Consider the following 2,055-nt stretch of genomic DNA (forward strand, 5'->3'; position numbering starts at 1 on the left):
CCGCTACTACCCCGTCGCACCGCGCCGGGCCTATCGCGGACCGTTCCGCGCCACCTCTGCCAGTCCGACGATCCTGGTGGTAGGGACAACGTACGACCCGGCCACACCCTACCCGGATGCGCTCATGCTCACCCACGAATTGGGCAATGCCCGGCTGTTGACGCTGACGGGCGATGGTCACTGCGCCTACCGGCAGGGCAACTCCGCCTGTATCGCGTCCGCGGTGGAAGACTACCTCATCAGCGGCCAAGTACCTCCCGAGGGCAAGCGTTGCCGGCAGGACGCTGCCTTTGCGCAACCGCTGCCCACGGTACAAGGCCAGGCAGCATCACGGACGAACTGGGAGAACCTGGATTTTCTGAGGGTATACCTGAGGGCTATCAGGTAGGCAGAAACCCCTCTTGCGGAACGCCGAGATCATCCACCGGCGCAGCAGCCGTCTCACGGGACGATCGACAAGGCACGGTCCGCCATGGCGACCCTGGAGGGCTTCAGTCGCGGGACGTGCGGCTGTGGTGGCCCGACCCCTGCTGCCCGGTGGCGTATCGCTCAGCCGCATGGTTCCCGAGGCACGCGATATCGGTTTGCAAGGCCTGCATATCGCAGGGGGCATGAAGATCAACAGCCGCGCCGGCGGCAACGAGGGCCAGCCGGCGCCCGCTCGTCATGTGCGGTGCTCCGGGCCTCACATGCCCGGCCGCGCGGGGCGGGGGGAGTTTTGTCACCCCTGGCAGGCCTCAGGGCGGCAGGCTGGAAAAGCCCTGCGGCGCCAGGACGGGCTCGGTGGCGAAATCCTTGGGCAACTCTCCCGTCAGCGTGTCCAGGAAAGCCACCAGCGCGGCGACTTCCTGATCGGTGAGATCCTTGCCAAGCTGTACTTTGCCCATAACGCGTACCGCTTGCGGCAGCGTGGCCACGGAGCCGTCATGGAAATACGGCGGAGTCATGGCGACATTGCGGAGACTCGGCACCTTGAAGCGATACTTGTCGGCGGGTTCCCCGGTATCCGTGAAACGGCCCTCATCGATCGGCTGGCTACCCGTCCGCTTCCAGTAATCCTCGAACACGCCGAAGGTCTGAAAAGACGAACCGCCGATCCCTATGCCGTTGTGACAAGCCGCGCAGCCGAGGTCGATGAAGGTCTTCAAACCGTTTTGTGCTTGGGGCGGGAGTGCCTTGGCATCGCCCTGGAGATAGGCATCGAATGGCGATGGCGTCACCAGTGTGCGCTCGTAAGCCCCGATAGCCTTGCCCCAGTTCTCCGGCGTTACCGGCTCAGGATCGTTCGGGAAGGCTTGTCTGAATTCCGCCGCGTATCCCGGCAGTGCCTTGAGCTTCTGGATGACGGCCACGACGTCGGGATTGCCAAAGCTGGTGCGGCCGGTCAGCGATTTCAGCGCCTGCTCCTCTACGTTCGCGCGGTCACCGATCCAGTGCGCCCTGAACTGAAGCGCGGCGTTCAGTACCGTGGGCGCATTGCGAGCGTTCAACCGATGTTCGACGCCGATCGATCTGGGCAGGGCATCGGTGCCGTACAGGGCCGGGCGGTGGCAGGTCGCGCAACTGACGGTACCGTCCAGGGACAGCCGTGAATCGAAAAACAGCTGTTTGCCCAGTGCCACCCGAGCGGCTGCGGCGGGAAACGCCTCGGTCCTCCTGTGCTCGGGCAGAGGTTGGAACATCTGCTTCACGACAGCCGGCAATGGCGTATCCGGCTCCTGGGCCTGAGCCGTCAAGGCGAGCAAGGACACGGCCCAGGCGGTGCGCCGCGCCCGATGAGTCCAGGATGAAACGGGGCGATACCCGGAGCTGTCGTTGCAAGGCTTGAGTTGACGGTTCATGAGCTGATCCTCTCGAGAGCGGGGCGTGTGATTCCTCGGCCCCACCCGGAGACCGGTATCAGTACCCGGGAGCTCAAGGCAAGGTACCCCTTTGGATGTGTGTGGAACCTGGCCGGACCAGAGCCCGTGCAAAGTTTCCAGCGAGAATGATACCGACCCCGCCCGATAGCGGACCAGCAGCAACTGCCGTGGCGTCGGAAAAATGGGGGGGGCG

The 2,055-nt window shown here is 64.6% G+C and carries 2 protein-coding genes; one reads left to right on the forward strand and one right to left on the reverse strand.

The annotated features are described in order from the left end of the window. On the forward strand, positions 1 to 388 hold a 388-nt coding region (locus ACYQ1H_RS15440; RefSeq protein WP_460028925.1), incomplete at its 5' end, for an alpha/beta hydrolase. A 349-nt stretch (positions 389 to 737) separates the two neighbouring features. Here ACYQ1H_RS15440 and ACYQ1H_RS15445 read toward each other — a convergent pair. Then, the gene (locus tag ACYQ1H_RS15445; protein WP_460028926.1) at positions 738 to 1,841 is read right to left on the reverse strand and encodes a cytochrome-c peroxidase; all 1,104 of its coding nucleotides are present in this window, start codon (positions 1,839 to 1,841) and stop codon (positions 738 to 740) included. Positions 1,842 to 2,055: the final 214 nt, after the last annotated feature.

It is taken from the genome of Methyloparacoccus murrellii (genome assembly GCF_054657115.1).